The sequence below is a fragment of the Mesorhizobium sp. WSM4809 genome (genome assembly GCF_055811655.1).
Genome location: NZ_JBVVQW010000017.1, coordinates 1 through 24,627 on the forward strand (window position 1 = coordinate 1; position 24,627 = coordinate 24,627).

22 protein-coding genes and 1 pseudogene are annotated in these 24,627 nt (G+C 62.8%); 20 read left to right on the plus strand and 3 right to left on the minus strand.

Translation table 11 applies throughout. From position 1 onward, the window contains the following. From AC0L24_RS27925 to AC0L24_RS27935, 3 genes and pseudogenes are all read right to left on the minus strand, one after another. Positions 1-377, minus strand: a 377-nt coding sequence (locus AC0L24_RS27925) for an NAD(P)-dependent oxidoreductase (protein WP_473564428.1), incomplete at its 3' end; no start/stop codon positions are given. Positions 378-1,489: 1,112 nt separating this feature from the next. Continuing rightward, positions 1,490-1,746 (minus strand): annotated as a pseudogene (gene groEL / locus AC0L24_RS27930) (chaperonin GroEL); the annotation flags it as partial. Between the two features lie 45 nt (positions 1,747-1,791). After that, positions 1,792-2,181: a hypothetical protein gene (locus tag AC0L24_RS27935; protein WP_473564476.1), complete on the minus strand. Its 390-nt coding sequence runs from the start codon at positions 2,179-2,181 to the stop codon at positions 1,792-1,794. Between the two features lie 482 nt (positions 2,182-2,663). On the opposite strand from AC0L24_RS27935, the gene queC reads away from it, so the two are divergent. The 20 genes from queC to trbJ all read left to right on the plus strand — a co-directional run bounded on the left by queC (position 2,664) and on the right by trbJ (position 24,612). After that, positions 2,664-3,362, plus strand: a complete 699-nt coding sequence (queC, locus tag AC0L24_RS27940; protein WP_473564429.1) for a 7-cyano-7-deazaguanine synthase QueC — start codon at positions 2,664-2,666, stop codon at positions 3,360-3,362. Then, positions 3,362-3,718 carry a 6-carboxytetrahydropterin synthase QueD gene (queD, locus tag AC0L24_RS27945; RefSeq protein ID WP_473564430.1) on the plus strand — a complete coding sequence of 119 codons (357 nt, stop codon included), beginning with the start codon at positions 3,362-3,364 and terminating at the stop codon, positions 3,716-3,718. Before queC ends, queD begins: the two co-directional genes overlap by 1 nt. Further along, the gene (gene queE / locus AC0L24_RS27950) at positions 3,715-4,449 is read left to right on the plus strand and encodes a 7-carboxy-7-deazaguanine synthase QueE (protein ID WP_473564431.1); all 735 of its coding nucleotides are present in this window, start codon (positions 3,715-3,717) and stop codon (positions 4,447-4,449) included. Before queD ends, queE begins: the two co-directional genes overlap by 4 nt. 559 nt (positions 4,450-5,008) lie before the next feature. Next, positions 5,009-5,716 carry a DsbA family protein gene (locus AC0L24_RS27955; RefSeq protein ID WP_473564432.1) on the plus strand — a complete coding sequence of 236 codons (708 nt, stop codon included), beginning with the start codon at positions 5,009-5,011 and terminating at the stop codon, positions 5,714-5,716. Positions 5,717-6,384: 668 nt separating this feature from the next. Continuing rightward, positions 6,385-7,347 carry an ArdC family protein gene (locus AC0L24_RS27960; RefSeq protein ID WP_473564433.1) on the plus strand — a complete coding sequence of 321 codons (963 nt, stop codon included), beginning with the start codon at positions 6,385-6,387 and terminating at the stop codon, positions 7,345-7,347. Between the two features lie 134 nt (positions 7,348-7,481). Next, positions 7,482-7,892, plus strand: coding sequence for a DUF2958 domain-containing protein (locus tag AC0L24_RS27965; RefSeq protein ID WP_473564434.1), 411 nt, complete (start codon positions 7,482-7,484; stop codon positions 7,890-7,892). Positions 7,893-7,976: 84 nt separating this feature from the next. Next, positions 7,977-9,704, plus strand: a complete 1,728-nt coding sequence (locus AC0L24_RS27970) for a ParB/RepB/Spo0J family partition protein (protein WP_473564435.1) — start codon at positions 7,977-7,979, stop codon at positions 9,702-9,704. A 534-nt stretch (positions 9,705-10,238) separates the two neighbouring features. Next, positions 10,239-10,562 carry a DUF736 domain-containing protein gene (locus AC0L24_RS27975; RefSeq protein WP_473564436.1) on the plus strand — a complete coding sequence of 108 codons (324 nt, stop codon included), beginning with the start codon at positions 10,239-10,241 and terminating at the stop codon, positions 10,560-10,562. Positions 10,563-10,712: 150 nt separating this feature from the next. Next, positions 10,713-10,949, plus strand: a complete 237-nt coding sequence (locus tag AC0L24_RS27980) for a helix-turn-helix transcriptional regulator (RefSeq protein ID WP_404926521.1) — start codon at positions 10,713-10,715, stop codon at positions 10,947-10,949. Next, a complete protein-coding gene (locus AC0L24_RS27985) occupies positions 10,946-11,494 on the plus strand; it encodes a S26 family signal peptidase (RefSeq protein ID WP_473564437.1) in 549 nt (182 codons plus the stop codon). The genes AC0L24_RS27980 and AC0L24_RS27985 overlap by 4 nt, the downstream gene beginning before the upstream one ends. Then, complete coding sequence (locus AC0L24_RS27990; RefSeq protein WP_473564439.1) at positions 11,482-12,165, plus strand: lytic transglycosylase domain-containing protein; 684 nt, start codon at positions 11,482-11,484, stop codon at positions 12,163-12,165. Before AC0L24_RS27985 ends, AC0L24_RS27990 begins: the two co-directional genes overlap by 13 nt. Positions 12,166-12,345: 180 nt before the next feature. Beyond that, positions 12,346-14,316, plus strand: coding sequence for a relaxase/mobilization nuclease RlxS (rlxS, locus tag AC0L24_RS27995; protein ID WP_473564440.1), 1,971 nt, complete (start codon positions 12,346-12,348; stop codon positions 14,314-14,316). 844 nt (positions 14,317-15,160) lie between these two features. Beyond that, complete coding sequence (glmS, locus tag AC0L24_RS28000; RefSeq protein ID WP_473564441.1) at positions 15,161-16,984, plus strand: glutamine--fructose-6-phosphate transaminase (isomerizing); 1,824 nt, start codon at positions 15,161-15,163, stop codon at positions 16,982-16,984. A 346-nt stretch (positions 16,985-17,330) separates the two neighbouring features. After that, positions 17,331-19,361, plus strand: coding sequence for a conjugal transfer protein TraG (locus AC0L24_RS28005; RefSeq protein WP_473564442.1), 2,031 nt, complete (start codon positions 17,331-17,333; stop codon positions 19,359-19,361). A 117-nt stretch (positions 19,362-19,478) separates the two neighbouring features. Beyond that, positions 19,479-19,892, plus strand: coding sequence for a CopG family transcriptional regulator (locus AC0L24_RS28010; protein WP_473564477.1), 414 nt, complete (start codon positions 19,479-19,481; stop codon positions 19,890-19,892). Further along, positions 19,889-20,857 carry a P-type conjugative transfer ATPase TrbB gene (gene trbB / locus AC0L24_RS28015; RefSeq protein WP_473564443.1) on the plus strand — a complete coding sequence of 323 codons (969 nt, stop codon included), beginning with the start codon at positions 19,889-19,891 and terminating at the stop codon, positions 20,855-20,857. The genes AC0L24_RS28010 and trbB overlap by 4 nt, the downstream gene beginning before the upstream one ends. An 11-nt stretch (positions 20,858-20,868) precedes the next feature. Continuing rightward, complete coding sequence (locus AC0L24_RS28020) at positions 20,869-21,177, plus strand: TrbC/VirB2 family type IV secretion system protein (protein ID WP_473564444.1); 309 nt, start codon at positions 20,869-20,871, stop codon at positions 21,175-21,177. Then, positions 21,177-21,446: a VirB3 family type IV secretion system protein gene (locus AC0L24_RS28025; protein ID WP_473564445.1), complete on the plus strand. Its 270-nt coding sequence runs from the start codon at positions 21,177-21,179 to the stop codon at positions 21,444-21,446. Before AC0L24_RS28020 ends, AC0L24_RS28025 begins: the two co-directional genes overlap by 1 nt. Continuing rightward, a complete protein-coding gene (gene trbE / locus AC0L24_RS28030) occupies positions 21,440-23,890 on the plus strand; it encodes a conjugal transfer protein TrbE (protein WP_473564446.1) in 2,451 nt (816 codons plus the stop codon). Before AC0L24_RS28025 ends, trbE begins: the two co-directional genes overlap by 7 nt. After that, positions 23,887-24,612 (plus strand): P-type conjugative transfer protein TrbJ, encoded by a 726-nt coding sequence (gene trbJ / locus AC0L24_RS28035; RefSeq protein WP_473564447.1) that lies wholly within the window; start codon positions 23,887-23,889, stop codon positions 24,610-24,612. Before trbE ends, trbJ begins: the two co-directional genes overlap by 4 nt. Positions 24,613-24,627: the final 15 nt, after the last annotated feature.

Here is a 24,627-nt window from a genome sequence, read left to right on the forward strand (position 1 = left end):
GGCCCGCCGACGAAGAAGCTGACATTGGCGAAATCGACCCCCATGTGGGACAAGTTGCTCGCGGGTGCTTCTAGCGAATCGACGCCAATTGCTGCCGCCCGACGGGCGATCTCGACCGTGTTGTGATAGTCGGTCGTGGACGTATCGATCCACACGCTGCCCGGTGTCATTCCGGCCAACGCGCCTTGCTCGCCTGTCATGTTGTCAAAGACGTCGTGTGGCAGCGGCAGGCAGGTGATGACAATTTCGCAATCGCGAGCCGCTTCGCTGGGTGTGTCGTGCCACCGGGCTCCCTTGTCGACCACGTCTTCCGCGGCTGCGGGATCAACGTCATAGACGTTCACCAGATGGCCGGCTTGCAGGAGCTTGGCGATCATCGGTCTTCCCATGCTGCCGGTGCCAATGAATCCGATGCGTTCAGTGTTGTGGAAATGAGCGGCGCTTACAGCCCCTGCGGCAGACACTGGGTTCCCTTTCATAAATGCAGTCGCGCGCTTCTCTTAGTGGCACGCCGATAGTAGTAAATAGATACCGGCATAGCGATAGGCGAACGGGAAATGTGTGAAAATAATTGGCATTTATGTTGCAAATTTACTGGCGATTGTTAAATTGTGGCTGGAAAGATTTCAATTGTGCTTTGCCGTCGATTTAGAGAGTCTTTCATCCGGGTCGACCGACCGATCACCGATCATGGTGATCGCTCGCATCATACGAACCGGGCCATGATGTGAGTCTGATTGGGTCGAAGGCTTGCTAATGCGCGAGCGCTTCGCCGCCTGGCTCGGGAACATGGCTTGTCGAAGGCGAGGGTGCGCCAAATCATCGAGATGGCCGGCGGCCGCAAGCTGAACCGTCCAAGCCCAAGTCCGCCCCGATTACATGGTCGAGCGTCCATAGGTGTGGAAGCTGGCGGAGCTGCACGGACTCGGAAGCGTCACGCCGCACCACTTCTTTACGGAGCCGGAACGCGGGATCACTGGAGCGGCTGGTCGACAAAAGGAGTGTTTTTCCGAGCTGCGCACAGGCAACACGTGAGCTGGCGCGCCTTGCGTGGCAAAAGGAGAAGCGCGAGAGACCATGGCGCGCAATGGAGCGATTAAGCATGGCGGTAGTGCAACCAAGCTGCCCGGCTGACGATCCGGTCCGCGGCCTTCGGTGCAACTCGCCTTGGAACCGGCCCTCCAGCATTGAGCGCGCAGCGAAAACCGGTTGAACCCAGGAGGCGCAGGCCGGCCGGATACACGAGGAAATCACCATACGTTTCGAGAGACCGCGCATGACCGAGATCTCGCCCGGCGAGGGGATACTTTGCTTTCTCTTGGGAATATGAGTGAGTGTTGAGGGGCGCTCGACAGACCCCCACCAAGCCCGCGTCGCGCACGACAAAAGACGGGTGTGGACATCTCGATAAGCTCCCGACAGGCTAGACGCCCGCGCGGTTATGAGGGCAGTGCCGGTCCAGCCGACACCTGGCATGTGTGCTGAGCTTTATCGCGTGCTCCGCCAAGTCGACCTGATGCGGGTGACCGAAGTCCGGTGCCTTGATACGGCGGCGATCTTCATTCCACCGCGCAGCTTGTTGAAGACCAGTGTGGCCAGGGCCTGCCTTGACGTCTTCCGAGATGATGAGCAGCGGCTTGGAGGTTTGCACGACGGCTTCGAGAACCGGCAGCATGGCCTGCAGGTTGGAGAGCTTCTTCTCGTAGAGATGTAGGCGTCCTCGAGATCGGCAACCCCGCTGGCAGGCCGCGGTCGGGCGGAATGCAAAATCACACATCCATTGCGGTCGCGCTAACCGCCAAGCATATGACCGGCATTTCGTAAGGCGCCGAGGAAGAGACTGGCATGGACCGTAACATCGATCTTGGCCTGCATTGCCAGGGGCATGCTGGTCCAGTTCTCCAACGGCGCCATCAGATCTGAGAACGTGCTGTTCACCATGCAATAGTGGGTAACAAGGCCTTGTCTGTCCAACGCCAGCACGCCAGTCCGTTCGCCTTGATACCGGATGGCTGCAACCCTCTGCACCTGCGCGTCACCGTACACCCGCACGTCGAAAACCAAAGTACCCTGGCTCCTCGCCGCTATCTCCGCGGCTCTTTCGTTGAAGCTCAGCGAGAGGGAGCGGACGCTTTCGACTGCCATCTGGAAAATCGCCCAATCCAGTTCATCCGAGGCCATGGCGGCAATAGCGCGCAACGGAGGGGTGATTGCAACGACGCAGACGGCTTGTTCACAGATGTCGGCTGACAACCAATCTTTGGTGGGTTCTGCCGCCCAACCAACGGCCGACCGCGATGCCCGGTTCGGATTTGATGCTGAAGCGAGGGCACGCCCACCGTCGCTAAACCTGGACCTGTGCACTCGCGTCCACTCCCTTTCCGCTTCGCCTTGCAAAGCACAGCACGTGGCCTCTGCAGCCATGAAGTCGGCGGCTTCTTGCCCAGCCATGTCGCGAGGACGCGTCGCATTTGGGCTCCTGAGCATGTGCCCGGGGTGAACATCCACCAACGAGGCTCAGTCCGCCTTTCGCGACCCTGCCGCATCCCGGTGCGCCAGCGCATCAGACTCCCGCAGGGTTCACAAAGTTGGCTGGCTGGGGTAGGGGGAGCGCAGAGAAATCTCCGGTCGCAGCCTTACCCGGTCAAAACAAGGATACCATGATGAAGACTCTCGTCATCTGCTCCGGCGGATTGGACTCTGTTTCCCTTGCCCACAAAGTGGCGTCGGAGCACGAACTCACCGGGCTCCTGTCCTTCGACTACGGCCAGCGGCACAGCAAAGAATTGAGATTCGCCGCTCTGTGCGCGGAGCGACTGAACGTTGCGCATCAGATCATCGACATCCGCCAAATCGGCCGCGGCCTTCGCGGCTCGGCGCTGACCGACAGTGTCGACGTGCCCGACGGCCACTACGCAGAAGACACCATGAAGATCACGGTGGTGCCGAACAGGAACGCCATCATGCTGGCAATCGCGTTTGGTCTTGCCGCCGCGCATAAGGCGGAAGCGGTGGCGATGGCCGCTCATGGCGGGGACCATTTCATCTATCCAGACTGCCGTCCCGCCTTCATCGAAGCTTTCCAGACGATGCAGGACCGAGCGCTCGACGGCGACGCGCAGATCCGCCTTTACACGCCCTATGTGAACCTCACAAAGGCGGACATCGTCGGCGATGGAGCAGGATACGGAACCCCATTTGCGCAGACCTGGTCCTGCTACAAGGGCGGTGAGCGTCACTGCGGACGGTGCGGGACCTGCGTCGAGCGACGCGAGGCGTTTCATCTCGCGCAGCACGCCGATCCGACCGAGTATGAGGACACCGATTTCTGGCTTGAGGCGCTGCGGAGGCGGAGCGCCTGATGTTCCGCATCACCAAGGAATTCCACTTCTCGGCTTCGCATCAGCTCACCTCCTTGCCCCCCGAACATCAGTGCGCGCGCCTGCACGGGCATAACTACATCGTCGAAGTGGAGCTCTCCGCCGAGGAGCTGAACGCGCACGGCTTCGTGCGCGACTATCACGATCTGGCGCCGCTCAAACGCTATATCGACGAGAGCTTGGACCACCGGCACCTCAACGACGCGTTGGCACATGAGCAGGTCACGGCGGAATACTTGGCCAGGCATTTCTATGAATGGTGCAAGGCACGGCTGCCGGAAACCGCGGCCGTGAGGGTGAGCGAAACCCCGAAAACCTGGGCGGAGTACCGACCGTGACGGACACGCGCCCCGCAATCCGGGTGAGCGAGATATTTGGGCCGACGATACAGGGCGAGGGCGTGCTCATCGGTTTGCCGACCGTCTTCATCAGAACCGGCGGCTGTGACTACCGCTGTTCCTGGTGCGACAGCCTCCATGCGGTGGACAACCAATTCCGCCATGAATGGAAGATGATGCCGGTGGATGCGGTGTGGCAAAGCGTGGTTGCGCTTTCCGGTGGCCGGCCAGTGATGGTGTCGCTGTCGGGCGGCAATCCGGCCATTCAGCCCTTCGGCGGGCTGATCGAGCGAGGCCATGGTGAAGGCTACCGCTTTGCGCTGGAAACCCAAGCTTCGGTGGTCAAGGACTGGTTTGCCGAGCTTGATGTGCTGGTCCTCAGCCCAAAGCCTCCGTCGAGCGAAATGCGGCCCGACTGGGCCGCCTTGGAGGCGTGCATCGAAGCGGCGCGGGAGAAGCCGCAAGTCGTGCTCAAGCTCGTTGTTTTCGACGAGAGTGACTATGCCTTCGCCAAAGACGCCGCCGCGCGATTTCCACGCCTCCCAGTCTATCTGCAACCTGGCAATCACACCCCACCGCGCCCCGGCGATGAAGACGCACCTGTCGACCTTGACGGAATCATGAGACGCATGGAGTGGCTGATCGAAAAGGTGACGCGAGACGGGTGGTTCGAAGCTCGCGTGTTGCCGCAGCTGCACGTTCTGCTCTGGGGCAACAGGAGAGCCGTCTAGGTCCCGCTTGTCGGCGCGAACTGCACCCATCGGATTCCGGCTGACGAACGCGCCCGATGTGACAGCGCTGCCGGCGTAACCGCGCGCTGCTCCAGGCGGAGACCAACCAGGCGCTTGCAAAGCGAGCGCGTACTGGAGGGGCTTAGCTGTCGCTCCGGGTCTGTGACCACGCGCGTGTGAAACCTCACAAAACCATTTTCTACAAAGTGCCGAGACAGAAGCGCCAACAAATCCCCGGATGGGCATGAATGGTTCCCGACTTTGTGTCGCAAATCCTTCGCATGTTCCGCCGTTTCATGGTGCGCCGGACCAAAGCCGTCGCGCGTGGCCACGCGGTGTTCGTGTCCGCTGCGTAAGCCAAACGGCGATCGCGCCAATGTCCTAGCCGGCCTTTTCGCAGCGCAGCGCTCACCTGCGTTCCTGCCCCCACTGGCACGCTATTTGCGGCACCGGGGTGCGGCGCTTGACCGGAGCGCGGCGACGGGAGAAGCGCGGCCACACGGCGGGAGCCGGCGGTGCGGGCGTCCTGTCCTGCCGTTTATGTTTGATGGAGCCACCCATGTCCCGATTGAATGCCGCGCTTGTCGCTGCGATCGCTCTCTTGGTGTTCGCGCTGGGAGTGTTGAAACATCGTCAGGATGCGGCCGAGTACCTGCAGCGTCTGGAAGACCAGCGCCAGATAGCGGCTGACTTGCGCATACGCATTCCGCAGCGGCGCGACGCCCTCCTCAACGACCCAGCCTCGCCAATCGCGGGCAATCCCTTGGGCGATATCGCTGTTGTCTCGTTCTTCGACTACAACTGCGGCTATTGCCGGGCGGCAGCCCTCCACCTCATTCAAGCCCTCAGGGATGATCCCAATGTGAAGCTTGTGTTCAAGGACTTCCCAATCCTGGGGCCAGGTTCCAGATTCGCAGCGCGCGCAGCGCTCGCCTCGCACAAACAGGGGAAGTACGAGGCGTTCCACCTCGCCCTCATGGCTTTCCCCGGCTCCATCAACGAGCGCAGCACCTTGACCGTTGCAGAGCGTGTGGGCCTCGATCTCGAGCAACTGAAGCGGGACATGCAAGACCAGGCGATCACAGATGCCATCACACGCAATTTCGCACTCGCCAAAGATTTGTATATCGACGGCACACCTGCGTTGGTAATCGGCGACGAAGTGATCCCAGGGGAAATCGGGATGGCCAGACTGCAACGCTCCATCGCTGAAGCGCGCGCGAAGGCAAAGGTACAATCTTCGACAGCTGCAAAATCGGCATTTTGACATACTGTCGGCAATGCTTGGTCGCAGGATTGGTTGTCGGAGTGGTTTTGATGTGCTCCTGAACGCCTTTTTCGTGGTTGGCTTCTTGACCGCATCGTGACGCCGGCGGGCGCGACGCCCGAACATGGCACCGTCTCCCGGTGTGCGGCTACATCAAACGAACATTCGCGGCGGCTGCGACCTCGCTTCCTGGACGCTGTGATCCAGCAAGGGGCGCCGAGGCGTGGAGATTCGCAGCCCTGCGACATCGGCTCAAGGATCCGATGGTGATGACCATCAGCGGGGTCCCGACCACCAGTCCTGAATCCCGCGCGCCTGAAGGCGCGCGCCGGGTGCTCGTGCACCGAGCCCGCTTTTTCCTCGGCAGGCTCGGGCGGTCTCGGCCATCCGGCTTCGCCCCCTGGCTCGGGCAGCCTGCCGGCTGCTGACGGCCGCCGGCCGATTGGCCGGCGTGGTTTTCATGGTGGCCTTCCCCGGTGGCGCGCGGTGGGCGGCTCTCCCTTCTAGGCCCGCCGCGGCGTCCCGCAACCCTTCGCTGCGCTTCGGGTCCTCCTCTCCGTTCCGGTCCTTCGGATGCGGTCCGCCTTTCACGGCGGGCCTTTCCGGTCGTTTTCGCCGCCCACCCCGCTTCCGGGGAGGGCGCGATTCGGCGAGCGGAGGACCAGGGCATGCGTTCAAACAACAAGCGTTCCGGCAGCCGAAAGGCTGGCGCAAGCAGGGGCGGGCGCTCAGGCGCCAACCTTTATCAAGAGATCACCGACCGCATCATTGCCGAGCTCGAGCGCGGCATCGTGCCATGGGTCAAGCCCTGGGGAAGCGCAAAGGCAGGCCTCGGCCTGCCCAGGAATGCGGCCACCGCGCGCCGCTATTCCGGCATCAATATCCTGATCCTCTGGGGCGCGGTCATCGAGCGCAGCTATGCCAGCCAGAACTGGCTGACCTTCCGGCAGGCGCTTGCCCTTGGCGGCAATGTCGGGAAAGGCGAGCGCGGCACGACCATCGTTCACGCCGACCGCTTTGTTCCGAAAAACGAAAAGCAACGAGCCAAGGTCGATGGCGACGAACCGCAGGCGGTGCCTTACCTGAAGCGCTTCACCGTCTTCAATGTCGCGCAGTGCGAAAACCTGCCCGAACATCTCCATGCCGCCGCCGATCCGCTGCCGCAGCGCCAGATCATCCCGCAGGCCGAGGCGCTCATTCGCGCAACCGGCGCGGATGTCCGCATCGGCGGCGATCGCGCTTTCTACATGCCGGGCAGCGACTTCATTCAGGTGCCGCCGCAACCGGCCTTCTTTCAGCAGGTCAACTATTACCGCACCTGCTTTCACGAGCTTGGCCACTGGACCGGTCACCCGACGCGCCTTGCGCGCGACCTCTCCGGCTCGTTCGGCTGCAAGGCCTATGCGCGCGAGGAACTGGTCGCTGAAATCTGCGCAGCCTTCGTCTGCAGCACTATCGGCATCGAGCCGACCGTGCGCCATGCCGATTATATCGGCTCATGGCTGACGGTCCTGCGCGAGGACAATCGCGCCATCTTCCGCGCCGCCAGCCATGCCTCGAAAGCCGCCGATCTCCTGCTCGGCTTCAATGCCGACGTCGAAGGCGAGGCGCATGCCGAGATCGCCGCGTGAGCGCGCCCGATCGCCATGCCGACAGGCTTGCGCTTCTGATGGCGCGCGATGCGCGCCGCGCACAAGCCGCTCGATATCGGCGGGTTTGTCTCAGCCGCTCTAATCAGCACCAACCGTTTTGAAGGAACGCCGCAATGATCCTGATCACCGACGAACTGCGCCTTCTTCTGCTCGCCAATGGCGCTGCCGAGACCGAAACCGACCATGTTCCGGTCGTGAAACTGTTCAATCCGGTAGGCTCCGCCACCTGGCTTCTGAGCGAGCTCGACGCCGACGGCGATACACTCTTCGGCCTTTGTGATCTCGGTTTCGGCTTCCCCGAACTCGGCAGCGTCAGCCTTGCCGAACTCCAAGCCGTCAAGGGACCGCTTGGCCTGGGCATCGAGCGCGACCTGTACTTCAAGGCGCGGTTTCCGCTCTCTGTCTATGCCGAAGCCGCTCGCCTATGCGGCCACGTCACCGAGGCCGAACGGCTCTTGCGGCAGGCCGCCGCCGCCCTCTCGCTTTCCCTTCCCGAGCTTCCGCCCGACCGGGCGGTACAATAGCGCCATCCGGCGCAAAACCGTCGCGCCGCTCGGCCTGCGGCCTCGCGGTCAGGCACTTTCAGGCCACAGCAAAGGAGAAAGACCATGCAGCTTGCTCACGTTTCCATCGACCAATTGAGCGTCGCCGCCGCCAACATGCGACATTCCAAACGCGCGCCCGACATCTCCGACATCCTGCCGTCGGTGCGTGCGCGCGGCGTCCTCGTTCCGCTACTGGTCCGGCCCAACGGCTCGCCGGAAACGTTCGAGATCGTCGCCGGACGGCGACGGTATTTCGCCGCCAAGACCGTCGCCGACGAACGCGGCGAGGCCGAGCCGCTGCCATGCGCCATTATGGAGGAGGGTGACGACGCCGATGCGCTCGAAGCCTCCCTGATCGAAAATATCGCCCGCCTCGATCCCGACGAGGTCTCGCAATGGGAAACCTTTACCCGCCTCATCAGGGAAGGTCGCACCATTGCCGATATCGCGGCCACTTTCGGCCTCACCCAGCATCAGGTGAAGCGCATTCTGGCGCTCGGCGAGCTTCTGCCTAGGATTCGCGAAGCCTATCGTCGCGAGGAAATCGACGCCGAGACGGTGCGCCATCTCACCATGGCCTCGAAGGCGCAGCAGAAGGACTGGCTCGCGCTCTTTGCCGACCCCGACAGCCGCGCGCCGCGCGGCTGGCAATTGAAGCAATGGCTGTTCGGCGGCCACTCGATCTCGATCAAGGTGGCGCTGTTTGCCATCGAGGATTATCCCGGCCTGATCGTCTCCGATCTGTTCGGCGAGGAAAGCTATTTTGCCGACGCCGACCTGTTCTGGCTCAAGCAGAACGAGGCCATCGCCGCCAGACGCGATGCCTATCGTGAGGCCGGATGGAGCGACGTGATCGTGCTCGAGCCGGGTCATCATTTCCACGCATGGGACTACGAAAAGACGCCGAAGAAGAAGGGCGGCAAGGTCTTTATATCAGTCTCGCATCGCGGCGAGGTCGGGTGTCACGAGGGCTGGCTATCGCGCAAGGAAGCCCGCCGCGCCCGCGCCACTGGCGAGGCCGCTGAGGCCGAGACCCCGGATAAACCGTCGCGGCCCGAACTCACCGGACCGATGCAGAACTATGTCGATCTGCACCGTCATGCCGCCGTGCGCTTGGCGCTCCTCGACCATCCGGCAGCGGCACTTCGCCTGATGGTGGCGCATTCGATCGCCGGCTCAAGCCTGTGGCAGGTGCGCACCGAGCCGCAGCGCGCCGCCAACGAGACTGTGGCCGCAAGCCTCGCAGCCTGCATGGCCGAGGCCGCCTTCGCCAATAAGCGGCGTGCGGTCCTGGCGCTGCTTGGACGATCCGACGAGGATCGCACAATCGCTGGCGGCAATGGCGGCGACATCGGCACAGCAACCCTGTTTGCGCATCTGCTGACGCTGTCCGACGACGATGTCCTGCGCGTCCTCACCATCGTCATGGCCGAGACGCTTGAAGCCGGTAGCGCCGTCATCGAGGCGCTCGGCAATCATCTGAATGTCGACCTCGCCGCTTGCTGGCAACCGGACGACGCCTTCTTCGAGCTGTTGCGCGACAAGGAAATTGTCAATTCCATGCTAGCCGAACTCGGCGGCAAGCACGTCGCGGACGGCAATGTCGCCGAGAAGGTGAAGACGCAAAAGACGATCATTCGCGACTTTCTGTCCGGCGACAACGGCAGGCAAAAGGTCGAGACCTGGCTGCCCCGCTGGATGAAATTCCCGGTCGAAAGCTACACGGATCGGGGCGGCTTGCGCACCGCCGATCAATGGGCGCGGGTCCGGTCCCTGTTCGGCTGCCAATAGGCGTCACGCTGGTGCGGCGGCTGCCAGGTTGGCCGCCGCCCGGCAACGTACCCCGGTCGCACTGGCCGCATGTTCGAGACCTTTGGCCCCCGCGTCCCCGCGGCAATCCAGCCCGGCAAGCCGCCTTGATCCCGCATCAATCCGACCGTCGCATGCCTGTTCTGGCGCCCGACCCGTAGGCACGATCTCTCGTTGGCATGCCACGGCATCAGCCTGCAGTCCCGCAAATCCCGGCTCCTCCTGCCTGGCTGCAGCGACCGCGCTTGCCACGATCTCCATGCTCTGTGCCAGGACCATCCCCTGCGGCTGGCTTGTTGACCTATGGACGGGTCCGGCCGCCCAAAACCCTCGCCAGCAGCTTTTTTTCCCCGCCGCCTGCGGCGGCTTCCTCGCGCCGCTCCGCTTCAAAAAATCTGCCCGCTCGGGTCCTCCGCTGGCGCTTCGGCCCTATCGGGTTCAGGCGCTCCGGACGCGTCCATCACGGTCCGCCATCGCAGGGGATGGTCCCCGGCGACAGCAAAAGGAGACTTCGAAATGACCGCGATCGGTTACGTCAACAAGCAGGAAAATGGCGCCTACAAGGGCCAGCTCAAGACCCTCAGCGTGCGCGCCGACATCGACATCGTCCCCAACCAGGCCAAGAGCGCCGACAACCATCCCGACTACCGGGTGCTGACGCAAGGGGTCGAAGTTGGCGCCGGCTGGATCCGCACCGGTGAGACGTCCGGCAAGGAATATGTGAGCCTGTCGATTGCAGCGCCGGAGTTCGGGCCGCGCAAGCTCTACGCCAATCTGGGCCGCGCCGCCGGCCAGGACGATGACGACACCTACGCCATCATCTGGAACCCGGCCGATTGATCCGATCGGCCCCGAGCCTCGCGCCGCAACCGGCGCGGGGCTCTTGTCACAGGAGCGGCGAAAACTCGCCCCCCACTCTTCGCCCGTCCCCAAGACGACCTCTCCCGCCCATCCTCGCCGTCGCTTCTCCTAAGCGACATGAGGACAATTATGGATGACGAAAACGAACGCGCCGCCCGCGCCAAGAAGGGCAGTCCGTTTCTCAACACAGCCCAAGCAGCCTTCTACATAGGGCTCTCCCAGCGCACGCTGGAAAAGATGCGGCTCAACGGCGGCGGCCCGAAATTCCGCAAGCATGGCCGTTATGTCCGCTACCACATCGACGAGCTCGACGAGTGGTCGAAAGGCCAGAAGGTAACCGGTTCCGGCGATGGAGGCCGCCCATGAGCCGGCGTCCCTCCATCCGTCTGACCGGCAGCCGCCTGCGTCGCGTTCGCGCGACAAGGGCGATCGCCGCGACCGCGATTGCCCTGGGCCTGATTGCCTTTGGCCCCCTTGCAAACCCGTCGCCCGGGCTGATCTGGAACGGCTCCGCGAGCGCGCCGGTCGGCCTCTATCGCGTCGTGGCGGGAGCGCCCGCACGCGGCGACCTGGTGCTCGCCGACGCACCCCAAGCCATCGCCGGCCTCGCTTCCGAACGCGGCTATCTCCCGCACCGCGTTCCCCTTGTAAAGCACATTGCCGCGCTGCCGCACGAACGTGTCTGCGCCTTCAACGAGGCGATCATCATCGGCGGCAAGATCGTCGCGCGTCGGCTCGCAACCGACCCCCAAGGCCGTCCGCTGCCCTGGTGGAGCGGCTGCCGCGCGCTCGCCGGCGATGAATTCTTCGTGCTGAACGGCGAGGTGCCGCGCTCTTTCGACAGCCGCTATTTCGGGCCAGTGCCGGCCGCGAATGTCATCGGGAGGCTCGTGCCGCTATGGACCGAGTGACCCTCCTGATGCTTGGTATGATCGCTGTCGCGCCATGCGCCTGTTCCGCCTCGACCGGCGCTGAGCCGGTCGCCATCTCCCAAAGTCCGCAGCTTGGAAAGTGGCAGCACTTCGTTGCCGAAGCAAGCAAGCGTTTCCGTATTCCCCAGGCCTGGATTTACGCCGTGATCGATGCCGAAAGCAGTGGCAGGACCATGCTCGGCGGCCGCCCAATCACCTCGCGCGCCGGCGCCATGGGCCTCATGCAGCTGATGCCGGAAACGTATGATGAGATGCGCGTGGCCCATGGTCTCGGCCCAAATCCGCACGATCCGCGCGACAACATCCTGGCCGGCACGGCCTATCTCCGCGCCATGTATGATCGCTTCGGGTTCCCCGGCCTGTTTGCCGCTTACAACGCCGGCCCCGAGCGCTACGAGGCGCATCTGAAGCGCGGCAAGCCGCTGCCGAAAGAGACCGTCGACTACCTCAAGCAGCTCGCGGCGGCTGGGGTTTCGGCCACCGACATGAAGAAATCCAACGGCCAATCTGTCGCTCCAGGCAGGCAAAATGCGCCCTCGGGGCGCTCGCTGTTTTTCCTGCAAAATGGTGTTCGCACCGGCGCGCGAAACGGCGATCTCTTCGTGCCGCTGGGGACCGACGTCGCACCGGTCAAGCAGCCGGACCGCTAGTAGTGGGCGAGCTGGACGCGTTCGAAGGGGCGGGGCGCGTAAGGCAAGATAAAGGCACCGCCTCCATGAGGCGGCGAAGTGTTTGTCTGCACATCTTTTTTGCCGGAGGCAGCCTCCAGCGCCAGGAGAGCTTCGGAGCGCAAATGGCTAATTCGACTCTGTAAAACGCGGAGGCTAAGCATGCACGATGACGAGTTCAGACCCAAGCTCGGGAAGATAGGCTCCCGTGGCTCGAAGGCAGGCAAACGCTTTGCCAGCCAGGTCCGGGCGGCGATCAACCGAGCCGGTGGCCGGCCCCAGCGTGGTGGCCGCTTCGTGGGGAGCCGGACGGGCCGCGGCGGGGCGACGGCCGCGCTGCTGAAGTCACGCGATCGCCATGCAGCCTTCCGCCAGCGCCGGGTCGTCATCAAGGCGCGTGTCGTCAAGCTTTCCGGCAAGAGCGCGGACGGGGCGCGTGCGCATCTGCGCTACATCCAGCGCGACGGCGTCACCCGGGACGGCGCGCCTGGCGAGCTCTATGGCGCCGAAAGCGACCGCGTCGCCGGCAAGGACTTCCTCGATCGTGCCGATGGCGATCGCCACCAATTCCGCTTCATCGTCGCACCCGAGGACGGCATCGAATTTGACGACCTCAAGCCACTGACGCGGCGGCTCATGGCACAGATGGAGGAGGATCTCGGCACGAAGCTCGACTGGGTTGCCGTGGATCATTTCAACACCGGCCATCCGCACACCCATATCATCGTTCGTGGCAAGGACGATCGCGGCGAGAATCTCGTCATAGCGCGCGAATACATCTCGAGCGGCATCCGCGAGCGCGCCGCCGAGCTGGTCAGCCTCGATCTCGGTCCGCGCACCGACCACGAGATCGAGCACCGCCTGCGTCAGGAAATGGAGCAGGAACGGTTCACCAGCATCGACCGCCGCCTGCTGCAACGGCGTGACGACAGTGGGCTCGTTTCCCCCGATAGCCGCGACGCGTTTCGGCAAACCTTGGAGCAGGGGCGCCTGCGCAAGCTCGAGCGGATGCATCTGGCCGAAGAGATCAACTCGGGCCGCTGGCGCCTCGATGACGGGCTAGAAGCGACGCTGCGCCGCATCGGCGAACGCGGCGACATCATCAAGACCATGCATCGCGAGCTGGCGGGCAGGGGGATTTCCCGCAGTGCCGCCGACTGGGTGATCCATGATCGATCCGGCGAGCTGGTCGATCCTGTCGTCGGCCGTGTTGTCGCGCGCGGGCTGGCCGACGAGCTCACCGACCGGCATTACCTGATCGTCGACGGTGTTGACGGCAAGACCCGATACATCGACATCGGCAAAGGCGAGCCGACAGAGCCGACGCCCGACGGCTGCATCGTGCGTGTCTCGCCGAGGAACACAGAACCAAGGCTCGTTGACCGCACGGTGGCCGAAATCGCGGCTGCCCATGACGGCCACTACAACATCGACATTCACCTGAAGCACGATCCGACCTCCAACGACCGCTTCGCCGAAACGCATGTCCGTCGGCTGGAGGCGATCCGGCGCGCTACCGGTGGCGTGGAGCGCGAGCCCGACGGCACCTGGATCATCGCGCCGGATCATCTCCATCGTGTCACCGCCTACGAGCGCCAGCAGGCGAGGACCCAACCTGTGACGGTCGACAAGCTCTCTTCCATGCCTCTGCAGCGGCAGGTTGGTTTTGACGGCGCCACCTGGCTCGACAGCCAGCTGGTCTCCGATGGATCAGAGCGGTTGCGCAATTCGGGCTTCGGCCGTGAAGCCCAGGAGGCGCGGAGCCGCCGACAGCAGTGGCTGATTGCGCAAGGCCTTGCCCATGAGGAGCAGGATCGGATCGTCTATCGCGCCAATATGATCGTGATCCTCCGCCAGCGGGAGCTGAACCGTGTTGCCGGTCAGCTCTCGGAAGAGCTCGGTCTATCTTATGCTGAAACGCAACCCGGAGACCGGGTAGAGGGCACGCTCCGCCGCTCAGTTGAGCTCGCCAGCGGCAAATATGCCGTTATCGAGAAATCGCGCGAGTTCGTGCTCGTCCCTTGGCGGCCGGTGCTCGAGCGGCATGTCGGCAAAGAGGTTTCCGGCCTGGTGCAGCGCGAAGGTATCTCTTGGAACATCGGTCGGCAAAGGAGTGGACCCAGCGTTTCGTGACTTTCATGGCAGCCATGCGCAGGCGCGGTTTCACTTCGACTGGCCCGGCTTTCGAGAAGGTGCTCCGGGAGCCGAGTGCCACCGGCTCTGGCGGGGTCTGCCTCCTCATCAACAGTGCGTTCGCCGCCGATTGCACTCCCCTCGGCGCCTGATCGCAAGCTGCCGTGGGGTCGAGCAGATTTGCTGAACCAGCCACGACGAAAAGCAAAGGGATCAAGCTCCTTCCGGCCGCTATCTGCTGTGGATGCGCTTCCACATGCCATGAGGCATAATGGCACGACGCGTCCGCCCGCTTGCATAGGCAGCCAAAATTGGGGCTGATAGCCCCCGATTCGCATCGCCATCGATCTTTGATGCACGATCAATCGACCAACGCGGAAGACGGGAATGCGCTGGGCAGCAGAGGAAACTAGCATTGCAAATGATTCTTAGGGCCATCGGCAGAGCCTGGCATTCCGCTTTGTTTAAGATCGACACAGCCCGGTTGCGGCGGCAGCGCAGGCAACTCCGCGACTAAGTCGGCCACCGGACCATCCTGGGACAGCTTGCACGGGCGATTTGCGCGGCCGGCTCGGTCGAAAGCCGCAAATCGCGACAGTTGGTGGCGAATTTGACGGCTTTCTCACTCTCTGAGACGGGTGAAGCTGAGGTCAGGAGACCTGTTTAGCCGAGGTCAAAGGTCCTCTCGCCGGGTCGTCAAACACGTTTCCCGACCATCCGCTGGTTGGATGGCAGCTATCCCAACAATCGATTTTACCTCTTTCGCCGATTTCCACTAGGGGCTGAGCGGCGGCGGGTTTCCTTCGCGCCGACTGAGGCTACCGGGAAGAATTCGGAGACGATCATGTGCGGGATTGTTGGCATCGTTGGACATCAGCCAGTGTCGGAGCGGTTGGTTGACGCATTGAAGCGGCTCGAATATCGCGGCTATGACTCAGCCGGCGTCGCCACCCTTTGCGAGGGCTCGTTGAACTGCCGGCGCGCCAAGGGCAAGCTTGTCAATCTCGAGAGAAGATTGAAGGAAGAGCCGCTGAGTGGCTTCATCGGCATCGCACACACACGTTGGGCAACCCATGGGGCACCCACTGAGCGCAACGCGCACCCGCACATTGCGGAGGGTGTGGCCGTGGTTCACAACGGCATCATCGAGAATTTCGCCGAGTTGAAGGACGAACTGGCGGCGGCGGGCGCCGAGTTCCAGACCGATACCGACACCGAAGTCGTCGTTCATCTCTTGGCAAGATACCGCCGGGAGGGCATGGGGCGGGGCGAGGCAATGCATGCCATGCTGAAGCGCGTCAGCGGTGCCTACGCCCTTGCCGTTCTCTTTGAGGATGATCCATCGACCATCATGGCGGCGCGCAACGGACCCCCATTGGCAATCGGTCACGGCGACGGCGAGATGTTCCTGGGCTCCGACGCCATCGCGCTTGCGCCCTTCACAAATGCAATCACCTATCTCGTCGATGGCGACTGGGCCGTTATCAGCAAGACAGGCGCCGATATCTTCAATTTCGATGGCCATCCCGTCGAGCGTCCGCGCCAGACTTCCCTTGCCGGGGCATACCTGGCCGATAAGGGCAACTATCGCCATTTCATGGAGAAGGAAATTCATGAGCAGCCCGAGGTTGTCGCCCGTGCGCTCGCTCATCACATCAACTCCGAAGGAAATCCCATCGATACGGCTTCTTGCATAGATTTTGCCAGCATCCCGAGCCTGGCGATCTCGGCTTGCGGCACAGCCTATCTGGCTGGACTGATCGCAAAATACTGGTTCGAGCGCTATGCGCGCCTGCCGGTCGAAATCGACGTCGCGTCCGAATTCCGCTACCGGGAGATCCCATTGTCGCCGCACTCGGCGGCTCTTTTCATTTCGCAGTCCGGTGAAACCGCCGACACGCTCGCATCTCTGAGATACTGCAAGGGGCGTGGGCTGACGACCGGCGCTGTCGTCAATAGCCGGGAATCGACCATCGCGCGGGAGGCCGACGCGGTCTTCCCAATTCTTGCCGGGCCGGAGATCGGCGTCGCCTCCACCAAGGCTTTCACCTGCCAGCTTGTGGTTCTTGCCACACTCGCCATTGGTGCTGCCAGGACCCGTGGAACGGTAACCGAAGCTGAGGCGAAGGCGCTCGTCGCGAGCCTTGCCGAAATGCCGCGAATCATGCGCCAGGTCCTGAACAGCATCAAGCCAGATGTCGAGCTCCTGGCGCGCGAACTGTCAAAGTGCCATGACGTCCTGTATCTCGGCCGCGGCACCAGTTTCCCACTGGCCATGGAAGGTGCGCTGAAGCTCAAGGAGATTTCCTACATCCATGCCGAGGGATATGCGGCTGGTGAATTGAAGCATGGTCCACTCGCTTTGGTCGACGAAAACATGCCAGTGATCGTCATCGCGCCACATGATCGCTTTTTCGACAAGACCGTCTCCAACATGGAGGAAGCGGCCGCCAGGGGAGGACGGATTATCCTCATCACTGATGAGAAAGGGGCCGCTGCTTCGAAACTCAAAACGATGCACACGATTGTGCTGCCGACCGTCGACGAGATTATCGCGCCAATGATCTTTGCCTTGCCGATACAGCTTCTTGCTTACGAGACGGCTGTCTTCATGGGCAAAGATGTCGACCAACCGCGCAATCTCGCAAAATCGGTTACCGTCGAATGATTTGTGATGGCCCGTCCATACGACACACGCCGGAGCAAAGCGCGTCATCGGCCAGTTGGATGTCGAGGAGATGCCGACCCGTTCAGATGCCTGTGGTCGTATCTCGCGCTAAACGCATGCCTGCGTTTTGATCAGACGAAGCAAAACCACAGAATAGGTCGCGATCGCCGAGGGCGGCCATGGCCGGTGACCCAGTCTGCGGCGCGGGCTCCAGGCACGTAAAAGGCTGCTCTGTGAGCGATCCGGCCCATTCCCCATCGCACCTGGTCGTGCGTAGTGTGCATTTCAGTTCACATCGCTCCGCGCGATGCTTGCCCCCCGACGTTCAGAACAGCGGAGCAAGCCAATGACGCCCACGAAGTTGCTGATCGGGCAGATCGCCGTCGTATTCGCAATCGTCATGCTCGGCGTGTGGGCGGCCACGCAGTGGTGCGCCCATATGCTGGGTCATCAGCCGCCACTCGGCACGCCGTGGTTTGTCGTGGCTGGCTGGCCGATCTACAAGCCGTGGAAACTGTTCGAATGGTGGTACCATTTCGACGCCTATGCGCCCGAGGTCTTCGATAAGGCCGGTGCGCTCGCCGGCGCCAGTGGGTTCGTGGGCTGTGCCGCAGCCATCGCGGGCTCGCTCTGGCGCGCGCGACAGCTCGGATCGGTGACGACCTATGGCTCGTCGAGGTGGGCGACGACTCAGGAGATCGAGGGGGCAGGGCTGTTTCGACCGGCCGGCGTTTTCCTCGGCAAGCTTAAGGATCGCTATCTGCGACATGACGGGCCCGAGCACGTCATGGCCTTTGCCCCAACACGATCAGGCAAGGGCGTCGGACTGGTTGTTCCAACGCTTCTGTCCTGGACCGGGTCGGCCGTCATTCACGATATCAAAGGCGAGAATTGGCAATTGACCTCCGGCTGGCGGTCGAAATTCTCCTATTGTCTTCTCTTCAATCCGACAGATCCGAGGTCGGCGCGCTATAACCCGTTGCTTGAGGTGCGAAAGGGTCCGCAAGAGGTCCGCGACGTCCAGAACATCGCCGACATCCTGGTAGATCCGGAAGGTGCGCTGGATCGCCGGAACCACTGGGAGAAGACAAGTCATTCCCTCCTCGTCGGCGCCGTTTTGCACGTGCTCTATGCCGAAGAGGAAAAGACGCTTGCCCGCGTCGCCACTTTTCTGTCGGACCCGCAACGTTCCTTTTCCGCGACGCTGCAGCGGATGATGACCACCAACCACCTGGGCACGCCCGACAAGCCTGAGGTCCATCCGGTGGTGGCCTCGGCGGCACGCGAGGTGCTGAACAAATCGGAAAACGAGCGTTCGGGTGTTTTATCGACCGCCATGTCGTTTCTCGGGCTCTACCGCGACCCGACGGTTGCGGCGGCAACATCGGCCTGCGACTGGCGCCTTGTCGATCTCATGGATGCCGAGCGACCGATGTCGCTCTATCTGGTCGTGCCGCCATCGGACATCTCGCGCACCAAGCCTTTGGTACGACTGATCCTGAACCAGATCGGCAGACGCCTGACGGAGCGCCTTGAAGGCGACCCTAAGAAGGGTCGCAAACATCGGCTGCTCATGATGCTCGACGAATTCCCGGCGCTCGGTCGGTTAGATTTCTTCGAGACCGCGCTCGCCTTCATGGCCGGCTACGGCATTCGCGCTTACTTGATCGCGCAATCCTTGAACCAGATATCCAAGGCCTACGGCGAGAACAGTGCCATTCTCGACAACTGCCATGTGCGCATTGCCTTTTCCTCCAATGACGACCGCACGGCCAAGCGCATCTCGGACGCGCTCGGCACGGCGACGGAACTGAGATCCATGCGCAACTATGCCGGCCATCGTCTGGCCCCCTGGCTGTCGCACGTCATGGTCAGCCGCCAGGAAACGGCCCGACCGCTGCTGACTCCTGGCGAGGTGATGCAGCTGCCCCAGAACGACGAGCTGGTGCTGATTTCAGGCCTGCCGCCATTGCGCGCGCAGAAGCTGCGCTACTACCAGGATCGGAATTTCACGGAACGCGTGCTACCGTCCCCGGTGCTGCGGGACGGCACTTACGCCGACTGTCCCGCTTCGCGCCCGGACGATTGGACTGGACAGGTCCGCGGCGTTGACAGCCGTCTGGCTGCAGGCGACGAGATTGCCGACGCCGCGATCGGGGACGAGGGCGGCGTCCAGCAGCAGCGACATCCAGCTCTGCCAGAAGATCAAGTCGTGCTTTCTCAAGAAGCTGACCAGGGCGATCTCTTCAAGTCTGTTGACGATGATAGCGAGCCGGTCGCCGACAAGCGTGTCATGGATCGGATTTCGACGGCTGCCCGCGCCTATGGCATCAACGAGGGAAGGGGCGACGATAAAGACATCGTGCCCGGTTTCTGAACGCCGCTTCCTGACGGCGTACTTCGGCGTAGATAACGGCGATAAGCTTTCGTGGGCATCTGGCGGATGCTTGTTCCCGTCGCCGGCGCGCCGGCGCTGGCAGCTGGAACAAGCCTCATGAAGCCCCGCCGCATTCGTCACCAGTTTCTGCTTGAGTTTGAGCTGAGCGAGAAGCTGGACAAACTCAGTCGTGATCCTTCGACCACCAAATCGGCGATTGTCGCGAAGGCGGTAGAAGCCTTCATCGAGCGCCGTGGCGAGAATGAGCTCGACAAACGCTACGGGGTACGGCTCGACCGTCTTTCTCGCGACCTCGCTTATGTCAGGCGCGACGTCGAGATGATGCTGGAGAGCCTGGCGCTCTTCATTCGCTTTTCGATCACGCTTCACGCCCACACGCCGGTCCCGGACAGGGCAACGCAGGCCATTGGCCAGGAGCGCTTCGACAAATTTGTCGAGCAGGTGGGTCGGCAGATCGCGTCCGGAAAACGATCGCTTGGCAAAGACAATGACGTGGGAGGGGAAGGGTGAACTCTCATCCGGAAGCCGACCACCGCCGCAGCGCGATGCTGCGCACCGCCATGGGTCCGGCGATCACCCAAGCGCTCTCCGATCCATTGATCATCGAGGTGATGGTCAATCCCGACGGAGCACTGCGGCTCGATCGGATCGGAGAAGGCCTGGTCGACACAGGCGTGCACATCCATCCTGCCGAGGCGGAGCGGATCGTCCGCCTCGTCGCTTCCCATGTGCGCGCCGAAGCGCATGCGGATAAGCCGATCGTCAGCGCCGAACTGCCGTCGGGCGAGCGATTCGAAGGCCTGCTGCCACCCGTGGTGTTGGCGCCCTGCTTTGCTATTCGTAAGCCTGCCGCAAAACTCTACACCCTGGCCGATTATGTCGCCGACCGCGTCATGCTGCCGCTGCAGGCCGATGCGTTGAAGGGAGCCGTCCGCGAACGGCGCAACATCCTGATCGCAGGCGGCACGTCCTCGGGCAAGACAACCCTTGCCAATGCGCTGCTGGCCGTCGTCGCCGACTGCGACGAGCGGGTGATCCTGATCGAGGATACGCGCGAACTTCAATGCGCAGCAAAAGACTGCGTTGCCCTGAGGACGAGGCGGGGTTCGGTCACGCTCGCCGATCTCGTGCGTTCGACACTGCGCCTCAGACCCGATCGCATCATCGTCGGCGAGATCAGAGGCGCCGAAGCGCTCGACATGCTGAAGGCGTGGAACACCGGTCATCCAGGCGGCATTGCCACGGTTCATGCCAACTCGGCGCGGTCTGCCCTCTACCGCATCGAGCAGCTCGCACAGGAAGCCGTGGTCGCCGTTCCCCGCCGGCTCATCGCCGAGGCAATAGATCTGATCGTCTTCATCGCTGGCCGCGGATCCTCGCGCCGCATCGAGGCGATCGCCGAGGTCACTGGCCTCGACGGCAGTGGCGACTACGCCGTCACCCAGCTCACGCTTCCGCAACTCCAGCAACTCTGAAAGGTCACTTCATGCGCAAGAAGCTTCGCTTTCTCTGGGCCACCGCGCTCGTGTTTCTTCTAACGTTTCCGGCATACGCCGCCGGCTCCGGCATGCCTTGGGAGCAGCCGCTGCAGCAAATCTTGGAATCGGTGCAGGGTCCGGTCGCCAAGATCATCGCGGTCATCATTATCATCACCACCGGCCTGACACTCGCCTTTGGCGACACGGCAGGTGGCTTCCGTCGGCTCATCCAGATTGTCTTCGGTCTGTCGATCGCCTTTGCCGCATCGAGCTTCTTCCTCTCCTTCTTCTCCTTTGGCGGCGGGGCACTCGTCTGATGCTGGCCGGAGAGCACATAGAAGGCTTCGAGGTTCCGGTTCACCGGGCACTGACCGAACCGATCCTGCTCGGCGGCGCGCCGCGAGCGGTGGCGATCCTCAATGGCACCGTTGCCGCGGCCATCGGGCTTGGCTTGCAGCAGTGGATTGCCGGACTGGTGCTGTGGATCTGCGGGCACACTGTGGCTGTCTTCGTGGCCCGCCGCGACCCGGACTTCGCCGGCGTGCTCGTCCGCCACCTTCGCCTGAGGGGGTGGCTTGCATGCTGAATCTTTCGGAATATCGGGGCAAGGCCGACCGGCTTGCCGATCATCTGCCTTGGGCCGCACTGATAGCACCAGGCATCGTGCTCAACAAGGACGGCAGCTTCCAGCGCACATTCGCATTCCGCGGCCCTGATCTCGAGAGTGCAACAGAAGCCGAACTCATCGGCATCTGCGCGCGAGCCAATAATGCGCTCAGACGTCTCGGCTCTGGCTGGGCATTGTTCTTCGAGGCCGAGCGCATCGAGGCGCTGGGCTATCCAGACTCGCGCTTCCCCGACGCTGCGTCATGGTTGGTCGACGAAGAACGGCGCGCGGCCTTTCAAGGCAAGGTCGCGCACTACGAGAGCCGCTACCACCTGACGCTGGCGTTCATGCCGCCGCCGGATAGCCAGGCGCGGGCGCAAAGCGCTCTCGTCGATTCGCATCATTCTCAAGGCGAGAGAGAGTGGCGCCAGGAACTGGCGCGGTTCCGGGACGAGACCGGCCGCGTGCAGGATCTCCTGTCGGGCTTGATGCCCGAAATACGCGCACTGGATGATGCCGAGACGCTGACTTACCTCCACGGCACGATCTCGACCAGCCGCCATCCCGTCGCCGTGCCGGAAACACCGATCTATCTCGACGGCATCCTGGTCGATGCGCCGCTTACTGGCGGATGGGAGCCGATGCTTGGCGACCAACATCTGCGCACGCTCACCATTCTCGGTTTTCCGAATGTCACACGGCCCGGAATTCTCGACGCGCTCAACCACCAGGATTTCGCCTATCGCTGGATGACACGCTTCATTCCGCTCGACAAGACGGAGGCCGCCAAGACGCTGACACGGCTGCGGCGGCAGTGGTTTGCCAAGCGCAAATCGATCGCGGCCATCCTGCGCGAGGTGGTGACCAGTGAACCTGTCCCGCTCGTCGACAGCGACGCCGAAAACAAGGCGCTCGATGCCGACGCCGCACTCCAGGCGTTAGGCGGCGATCATGTCGGGTTTGGCTATCTGACGACGACGGTGACGGTATGGGACGAGGACCATCAAGCCGCCGCGGCCAAACTTCGCGCGGTCGAGCGCGTCGTCAATGGCCTCGGCTTCGCCACGATCCGTGAAGGCGTGAATGCGGTCGAGGCCTGGCTCGGCTCGTTGCCCGGCCATGTTTATGCGAATGTGCGCCAGCCGCTCGTTCACACATTGAACCTCGCCCACTTGATGCCGCTTTCCTCGGCGTGGGCCGGCCCGGCGGCGAACGAGCATCTCGCCAAGGCAATCCAGGCAGAGGCCCCGCCGCTTCTCTTCGCCTCAACCAGCGGGTCGACACCGTTCCGGCTCTCCACCCACGTCGACGATGTCGGCCACATGCTGATCGTGGGACCGACTGGTGCCGGCAAGTCGGTTCTCGTTGCCCTCTTCGCGCTGCAGTTCCGACGCTATGCCGGCGCGCAGGTCTATGTCTTCGACAAAGGCAATTCAGCCCGCGCCGCAATTCTTGCCATGGGTGGAGAGCACCACGCGCTGCGTGCGCACGGTGCGCTTGCCTTCCAGCCGCTGCGCAAGGTTGATGATCCGGCCATCCGCAGCTGGGCGGCCGAATGGATCGCCGGACTCATCGCTCATGAGAACGTCACCGTCACCCCAGAGGCGAAAGAGGCAATCTGGTCGGCGCTCACCAGTCTTGCAACCGCGCCGGCACAGGAACGCACACTCACCGGCCTGTCGCTCTTGCTTCAGTCCAACGCGCTGAAGTCCGCATTGATGCCCTACACGCTCGACGGCCCCTTCGGCCGGTTGCTCGACGCGGATGACGATCGGCTGGCCTTGTCGGATGTGCAGTGCTTCGAGACCGAAGAGCTGATGCACAGCCAAGGCGCTGTTCTGCCGGTGCTCACCTATCTTTTTCATCGCCTCGAAGCGCGGTTCGATGGGCGACCGACCTTGCTCATGCTCGACGAGGCTTGGCTCTATCTCGACAATCCGCTCTTTGCCGCCCGCCTGCGCGAATGGCTGAAGGTACTGCGCAAGAAGAACGTCTCCGTCATTTTCGCCACGCAGTCACTGGCCGACATCGCTGGCTCTGCAATCGCACCGGCTATCATCGAGAGCTGCCCGCAGCGCATTTTTCTTCCCAATGATCGTGCCGTAGAACCGCAGGCACGGGAAGCCTACGAGCGTTTCGGCCTGAACGAGCGGCAGATCGAACTGGTCGCGCGCGCCACGCCGAAGCGGCACTACTATCTTCAATCGCGCCGCGGCAATCGTCTGTTCGACCTGGGCTTGGGCGCCATCGCGCTTGCGCTATGCGGTGCCTCCGATCCCGCCAGCCAGACCCTGATCGACAGGATCCTGTCGGAGCACGGGCAGGACGGCTTTGCCTCCCACTTCCTAAATGCCCGCGGTCACGAGTGGGCCGCCGAGCTTCTCCGCCAATTCCCTCAACCAGACATGGAGCAATCGTCATGATACGGCGCCGTTTCCTTTCCGGCCTGATCACCCTTTCCCTCCTCGCCAAACCGATGGCCGACTATGTCCAGCCAGCCTATGCGCTCATTGTCTTCGATCCGGCGAACTATAGCCAGAATGTGCTGACGGCGGCGCGCTCGCTGGAGCAGATCAACAACCAGATCCAGTCGCTCCAGAACCAGGCGACCATGCTGCAGAACATGGCGCGCAACCTTCAGAGGCTGGATTTTTCTTCGGTGGGCCAGCTCACCGGTTCGCTGCAGCGGATCGACGGCCTCATGGACCAGGCGAGTGGCCTGAGTTTTGATCTGGGCAAGCTGCAGGACCAGTGGCGCCATCAATATCCCGAAAGCTACGACGCTACGATTAAGGTCAGCGATGTGGCAACCGCAGCGCGCGAGCGCTGGCAGAGCGCCATGCAGGCGTTCCGGCAGACGATGGGTGTCCAGTCGCAGATCCTCGAGAACGTCCGCGGCGATCGCGACCTGCTTGCTGATCTCGTCAACCGCAGCCAGGGTGCTGCCGGTGCGCTTGAGGCAAGCCAGGCCACCAACCAACTGATCGCGCTGTCAACCAAGCAGCAGATGCAGATCCAGACGCTGCTCGCGACGCAGTTTCGCGCTGAGGCGGAGGACGCGGCTCGCAAGGCGCAGTCTGAAGAAGCCGCCCGCCAGACGACAAAGCGATTCCTCGGCACCGGCACGGCCTATCCCGCCAACTGATCACCAGTTCTTTCA